Source organism: Nocardia aurea, assembly GCF_003123685.1.
Classification (GTDB): Bacteria; Actinomycetota; Actinomycetes; order Mycobacteriales; family Mycobacteriaceae; genus Nocardia; species Nocardia aurea.
This window is the reverse complement of sequence record NZ_QCYJ01000008.1, coordinates 1-6,017: the sequence shown is the minus strand read 5'-3', so window position 1 is coordinate 6,017 and position 6,017 is coordinate 1. Positions and strand designations below refer to the sequence as shown.

The following is a 6,017-nucleotide window of genomic DNA, read 5'->3' as shown; positions in this document are numbered from 1 at the left end:
GCCAGGACATCTCCGAACGCGTCCTGCAGATGGCGTCCACGCCGCCGCAGTTCAGCCTCGGGAAGTCGTTCCCGCGGTTCGGGCCGATCGGCCCGTGGCTGGTCACCCTGGACGACCTCGACGACCCGGACGACCTCGAACTCGGCTGCGCCGTCAACGGCGAGACCGTGCAGAGCGCGCGCACCAAGGAATTGATCTTCTCCGTACCGAGCCTGATCTCCAAGTTGTCGTCGACGTTGCCCCTGCTGCCCGGCGACGTCGTCTTCACCGGCACCCCGTCCGGAGTCGGCCTGGGCCGCGTGCCGCAGCGGTGGCTCCAGCCCGGCGACGAGCTCGTGAGCTGGATCGAAGGCATCGGTGAGATGCGACACCGCTTCGTCGCCGGCTGAACCTCATCACAGGAAGCACAGTCAGGAAGCACACAGCATGGAATTCGTACGGCGGTTCGCCCCCGACAGCCTGAAACCCGACGTCTTCGACCACCGGCCGCTGGCCGATCTGGAGAGCTGCCTGATCGAGGGCGTCCGCGCCCCGGAGGGCAGCACGGGCTTCCCGCGTCACAAGCACCCCGAGTCCGACCAGCTCTTCTTCATCCTCGAAGGGTGCATGCAGCTCGAACTCGACGGGGAGCAGCATGCGGTCCCCGCGGGGTCCACGGTGTTCATCCCGGCCGGCACGCCCCACCGGAACCACTACCCGCATCCGGGCACCGAGCTTCACCTCGACGTTCTCCTGCCGCCGCCCGCTCGCGGGCTGCCGCTCGCCGAGGCGGCGGACGAGGACGAGAGCGGCGGACCGGGCACCCACTACGTGCTGCCGCCCAGCGATGACCTCGGCATCGAGATCGTGCCCGGATTCCACGTCCGCGATCTGGCCCACAGCGGATCCGGGAGCTCGTACGCGTCCATGCGGCTCGCGCACGTCGACCCGGGCAACGACGCCCTGCCGTGGCACATCCACGAGTTCGACCAGCTCTATTTCGTCCTCGACGGGACCCTGGAAGTCGAGGTCGCCAACCACCGTCACCGGGCCACCCGCTTCGACCTGGTCGTGCTGCCCGCGGGTGTCCCCCACCGCAACCGGAACCCCGGACCTGGCCGGGAGAGCCATCTGGTGCTCCTCGTCCCCGAGCCGGCACCAGGCGTTCCCCCGGACCTCGGCGTCGACTTCCGCCTGAACGGCCACAGCTTCGGGTGACGGCGCCCCGACTTCAAGGAAATGAGCAGAACATGACGAAGGTATCCGTCGGAGAAGGCGTTCGACTCAACTACCGCGTCGCGGGCAGCGGCAGGACGCTCCTGTTCCACCCCGGTTTCGCCAACACGCTCGACGTCTGGAACTGGGTGGTGGCGGAGCTGTCCGCCACGCACCGCTGTGTGACGTTCGACCCGCGCGGCCACGGCGCCTCGGACGCGCCCGACAGCGACTACACCCTCGACGAGATGGCCGCCGACGTCATCGCCCTGATCGAGCGGCTCGACCTGACCGATGTGACGCTTGTCGGCCACTCCCTGGGCGGGGCCGTCGGCCTGCGGACGGTGCTGGAGCACAACACCGCCGGCCGGATCACGGGCCTGGCGCTCGTGGCTCCGGCCGTGCCGTGCTTCGTCAGGCCGGACGACCTGGAGATCGGCACGCCGATCGACGCCTTCGACGGGGTGCTGGCCGGCCTGTCCGGGAGCTGGGTCGAGTCGATCCTCGGCGCCGCCGGCGCCTTCTACCACCGGACCGACGCCGCCACGGCCGGCTGGCTCGCCGGGAAGTCCCTCGAGATGCCGGCCCACCTCGGTCTGCGGTACTTCCGACAGCTCGCGACGATCGACTTCCGGGCCCGGCTGGCCGACGTCACCGTCCCCGTTCTCGTCGCCTGGGGGGCACAGGACCAGATGGCCGACCCTCGCTGGGCCGGATGGCTGCGCGAGCGGAACCTGCCGCGATGGTCGGTGGAGCTGATCGAGGACGCCGGGCACGGGGCGATGGTCGACCAGCCCGCGCGGCTCGCCGAGCTGCTGCGCGGATTCACCGCGACCGCCCCCGAGGACTCTTCCGGGCAGCCGCGTCAGCAGGGACGCCGTGAGGTGATCGCCGGCGCGCGGCTCGACGAGGAGCTGCGTGCCGCCTTCATCGAGGCGATGGCCGGAGTGTGCACGCCGGTGTCGGTCGTCACCGCCATGGACGGTGACCGGCCGCACGGCACCACGGTCAGCGCGTTCACGTCGCTGTCCGTGAGCCCGCCCATGGTGCTGGTGTCCCTGGACCGGAAATCGGACCTGCTGCCCCTGGTCCGGGACGGCGGCCGTTTCGGACTGAACGTTCTCGGCAGCGACCACGCCCAGTTGGCCGGCAACTTCGCGCGCAAGGGCAAGGAGAAGTTCGCCGACGTCTCGTGGCGACGTGAGCACGACCTGCCGCGGATCGCCGGAGCCGCGGGCTGGGTGGCGTGCACCGTCACCGGCCTCGTCGACGGGGGTGACCACGTCATCGCCCTCGGCACCGTCGTCGCGGCCGAGACGACGGCCACGCAGCCGCTGACCTACCACGGCCGCGCGTTCGGCACCCACCGCGCGCTGGACGGCAGCCGGATATGAAGGAACGTCGCCGCTACCGGGGCTACGGGCCCCGTCCCGATGGGATGTTTCCGCTGTACGGAGCCGTGATGGACGCCGCCCCGATGCCGAAGGAGATCGTGGCGCTGTTCCCGCCGGTGCTCGCCGCCGCCGACGAGCCGTTCGTCGGCATCACGACCGACGGGGTCGTCGTACCGGACCTGTTCTCGCTGCGCGACACGGGATTCGAACCGGGCCCCGCGGTCGAGGCCACGGAGGCGTTCCTGGCCGGGCTCAGCGAAGCACAGCGCGGCCTGGTCCGGTTCGACATCGGCGCCAAGCAGTGGCGCACCTGGACCAACGCCTACCCCACGTGGGAGCCGCACGGGCTGCTGCTCGACGACATGGAGCAGGCACAGCGGAACGCCGCCCTCGCGATCGTCGAGGCGAGCCTGTCGGCGAAGGGCTTCACCGACACGCGGGCCGCGATGGCCCTCAACGGCGCCCTGGGCGAACTGATCGAGCAGTACCCCGGCACCCTCCGGGAGTACGCGTACTTCTTCGCCGTCTACGGCACGCCTTCGGCCACCGAACCGTGGGGGTGGCAGCTGTGGGGGCACCATCTCGATGTCCACTGCTTCATCCTGGGCGGCCAGATCGTGCTCACCCCCACGTTCATGGGCGCCGAGCCGGTCGAAGCCGACCGGGGCACATACCGCGGCACCCGGTTGTTCGACGCCGAACGCGCCGCGGGGCTCGCCGCCCGGCGGATGCTGCGGCCCGGCCAGACCGACCGTGCCGTGCTGCACCAATCCATCCTGTCGCGCGACCTCCCGCCCGAATTGGTCAACTTCGTCGACGGCCGCCACAAGGCCGGCGCCGGGCGGGACAACCGCGTCATCCCGTACGAGGGCATCCGCGGCGACGAGTTGTCCGCCGGGCAGCAGGAGGTGCTGCTCGCGCTGGTCCGGCCCTACGCGGAGCGGCTGCCCACCGGTCCGGCCGAGGACCTGATGGCCTCGGTCGCCGCGCACCTCGACCAGACCCACTTCGCCTGGATCGGCGGCGACGGCGACGGCGACGCCTTCTACTACAAGGTTCACAGCCCCGTGATCCTGATCGAGTACGACTGCCACCAGGGTGTCTTCCTCGACAACGAGGAGCCCGAACCGTTCCACGTGCACACCGTCGTCCGGACGCCGAACGGTGGCGACTACGGCCGGGACCTGCTCCGGCAGCACCATGCCCGGCACCACCGAGCGCCGCGGTAGCCCGCGTAGGTGCCGATGAGCATCATGTCGCGCACGTGGTGTCCTGGCGATGAGAGGTCTTGTCGACGGTCATGCGCATGCCTTTCCGCCGGTACGACCTGCCCAGAGGTGAGCAGACCTTCTCCGCGACGTTCTCGGCCGACGGAGGACGGCTGAGCGGGACGATGACCAGCGCCCAGGCCAGCCTGGAGATCGCCGAGGGGTCGGCAGGTGAAGGCGAGGTCACCTGGCTGGCACGCAAGGCGATCATGGGGATGAACATGCGTTTCACCGGCCTGCTCGACGGTGACGAGCTCTCGGGCAGGGTGAAGGTCGGCGTGCTCGGCTCCTTCCCCGCCCGCGCCGTGCGCGCCGTCCCGCATCCGATGGGGACCACGCTCTGGATGGTCACCGGGTACGACGAGAGCCGGGCCGTGCTCAATGACACCCGTTTCTCCAAGCACCCCCGGCACGCGCCGCAGTGGATGCGCGATCTGGGGCTGTCCTCCGAGACCGAGGGCCCGACCGGGGTGAACATGCTCAACAGCGACCCGCCCGACCACACCAGGCTGCGCCGCCTGGTGAGCAAGGGGTTCACCCCACGCCGCGTGGAAGCCCTGCGCCCGCGGGTGCAGGAGATCACCGACGAGCTGATCGACCGGATGGCCCCGCTCGGACGAGCGGACCTGATCGACGCGTTCGCCTACCCGCTGCCGATCGCGGTGATCAGCGAGCTGATCGGCGTGCCGGAGGGGGATCGGGCCGACTTCCCTGCCGACACCGAGGACGGCAGCCTCAGCGAACGCGAACTGGTCGGCACGCTGAACCTGCTGCTCGTCGCCGGGCACGAGACCACGGTCAGCCTGATCGGCAACGGCATGGTGGCCCTGCTGCGCCACCCGGATCAGCTTCGCCTGCTGCGCGACGATCCCGGCCTGCTGCCCTCGGCCATCGAGGAGATGCTGCGCTTCGACGGCCCGGTTGAGCAGGGCACCCTGCGGGTGGCGGTGGAAGACGTGGAGGTCGGCGGCGAGACCATCCCGGCGGGCAGCCCATCGCCTTCCGGACGGTGCTGGAGCGGCTGCCCGGCCTGGCGCTCGCCTGCCCAGCCGACCGGCTGCGCCAGCGGCCGGGGACGGGAACGTTGTTCCGCGGCTACGCCGAGGTGCCGGTGACGTTCTCGCCCGGCGCCTGATCCATGTCTTCCGGCAGTGGCTCGGTGAGCAGGCGCTGGATGATCGGGCCCACCAGCGTGACGATCGTTTCCACGGAGGCCGAGGCCAGCGGTTCGACGCGCAGGTGGTGGCGGGTCACGGCGACGCCGACGAGCTGGACGCTGATCAGGCCGGCGCGCAACCGGGCATCCGGCAGATCCAGGTGCCTGGCCAGCGAGGGCGCGAACTCGTTCTCGATGAAGTCGCGCAGCCGGGCGGCCGGCTCGTGGTCGACCACCGCCAGCCGCATCAGGGCCGCCGCCCGGTGGCCCGGCTCGTCGCTCGCGTTCACCTCCAGGAACCTGCGGACGAGGCGTTCCCCGAAATGCTCCAACCCTTCCGACAGCAGTTCGGCTACCGGATCACGGACCGGCTCGTGCCTGTTCAGCACCGCGTCGTAGAGCCCCTGCTTGCTGCGGCCACGCCTGCCGTTCGCGATGTCCGTACCCGGTCCTTCCCGCACGCGGCCACCCTACCCGCTGCCGCATTTTCTCCATCTCCCACTGAAGTAACCGGCCGGCCGGCCCGTTCTTCATTCGATCAAGACCCATTCGGACGGAGGACCATGGATGACAACCGCCGCCTCCTGGTGGCCGGCGGAGGGCTGAGCGGTCTCGCCACCGCGGCCTTCCTCGCCCACTACGGCGCGCCATGCCTGCTCGTCGAGCGGAGGACCGAGGCTCCGCGGACCTCGCGCAACGAGCGGCTCAGCGTCCGGGCCGTGGAACTGCTGGACAACCTCGGGCTCCGGGAGGCCGTCTCCGAGGCGGGATTCCATCCCGACGAGCTCGGTGACATGCTCCGTGTCGACACCCTGGCGGGATCCGAGATCGGCCGCACCCCTCAGCCGTGGGTGGAGGTGCCGGCGCGGATCAGCCCGTTCCAGCCGGTCTGCTGCAACCACTCGCGGCTGCGCGACCTGGTGCGTCGGCGTGCCACCGAGCTGGGCGTTGAGATGTGGACGGGCGCCGAGCTGACCGGCCTGCGGCAGGCCGGTGAGGGGATCG

Annotated in this window: 7 protein-coding genes and 1 pseudogene; 7 read left to right on the top strand and 1 reads right to left on the bottom strand. The window is 70.6% G+C overall.

All coding sequences use genetic code 11. The features are described from left to right. The 6 genes and pseudogenes from DAT37_RS03925 to DAT37_RS03905 form a co-directional block, all read left to right on the top strand. The coding region (locus tag DAT37_RS03925) for a fumarylacetoacetate hydrolase family protein (RefSeq protein WP_198654079.1) at window positions 1-389 on the top strand (389 nt) is incomplete at its 5' end. A 37-nt stretch (window positions 390-426) separates the two neighbouring features. Beyond that, on the top strand, window positions 427-1,197 hold the full coding sequence (locus DAT37_RS03920) for a cupin domain-containing protein (RefSeq protein WP_109523306.1): 771 nt from the start codon (window positions 427-429) through the stop codon (window positions 1,195-1,197). Window positions 1,198-1,229: 32 nt separating this feature from the next. Beyond that, window positions 1,230-1,994, top strand: a pseudogene (locus DAT37_RS45250) (alpha/beta fold hydrolase); the annotation flags it as partial. Between the two features lie 138 nt (window positions 1,995-2,132). Then, window positions 2,133-2,588: a flavin reductase family protein gene (locus DAT37_RS45245; RefSeq protein WP_232839506.1), complete on the top strand. Its 456-nt coding sequence runs from the start codon at window positions 2,133-2,135 to the stop codon at window positions 2,586-2,588. Window positions 2,589-2,656: 68 nt separating this feature from the next. Then, window positions 2,657-3,817, top strand: coding sequence for a DUF3500 domain-containing protein (locus tag DAT37_RS03910; protein WP_157978261.1), 1,161 nt, complete (start codon window positions 2,657-2,659; stop codon window positions 3,815-3,817). A 77-nt stretch (window positions 3,818-3,894) separates the two neighbouring features. Then, the gene (locus tag DAT37_RS03905; protein ID WP_198654077.1) at window positions 3,895-4,971 is read left to right on the top strand and encodes a cytochrome P450; all 1,077 of its coding nucleotides are present in this window, start codon (window positions 3,895-3,897) and stop codon (window positions 4,969-4,971) included. Here DAT37_RS03905 and DAT37_RS03900 read toward each other — a convergent pair. Beyond that, window positions 4,952-5,473 carry a TetR/AcrR family transcriptional regulator gene (locus DAT37_RS03900; RefSeq protein WP_109523304.1) on the bottom strand — a complete coding sequence of 174 codons (522 nt, stop codon included), beginning with the start codon at window positions 5,471-5,473 and terminating at the stop codon, window positions 4,952-4,954. The two genes, DAT37_RS03905 and DAT37_RS03900, sit on opposite strands and share 20 nt — an antisense overlap. Before the next feature lie 102 nt (window positions 5,474-5,575). Between DAT37_RS03900 and DAT37_RS44765 the strand changes: the two genes are divergently transcribed. Further along, the coding region (locus DAT37_RS44765; RefSeq protein WP_198654076.1) for an FAD-dependent oxidoreductase at window positions 5,576-6,017 on the top strand (442 nt) is incomplete at its 3' end.

Excerpts from the sequence above, each read along its gene's own strand:
- DAT37_RS03920 (WP_109523306.1), top strand. The coding sequence starts at position 427 with ATGGAATTCGTACGGCGGTTCGCCCCCGACAGCCTGAAACCCGACGTC.
- DAT37_RS03910 (WP_157978261.1), top strand. The coding sequence starts at position 2,657 with ATGGACGCCGCCCCGATGCCGAAGGAGATCGTGGCGCTGTTCCCGCCG.
- DAT37_RS03905 (WP_198654077.1), top strand. The coding sequence starts at position 3,895 with ATGCCTTTCCGCCGGTACGACCTGCCCAGAGGTGAGCAGACCTTCTCC.
- DAT37_RS45245 (WP_232839506.1), top strand. The coding sequence starts at position 2,133 with ATGGCCGGAGTGTGCACGCCGGTGTCGGTCGTCACCGCCATGGACGGT.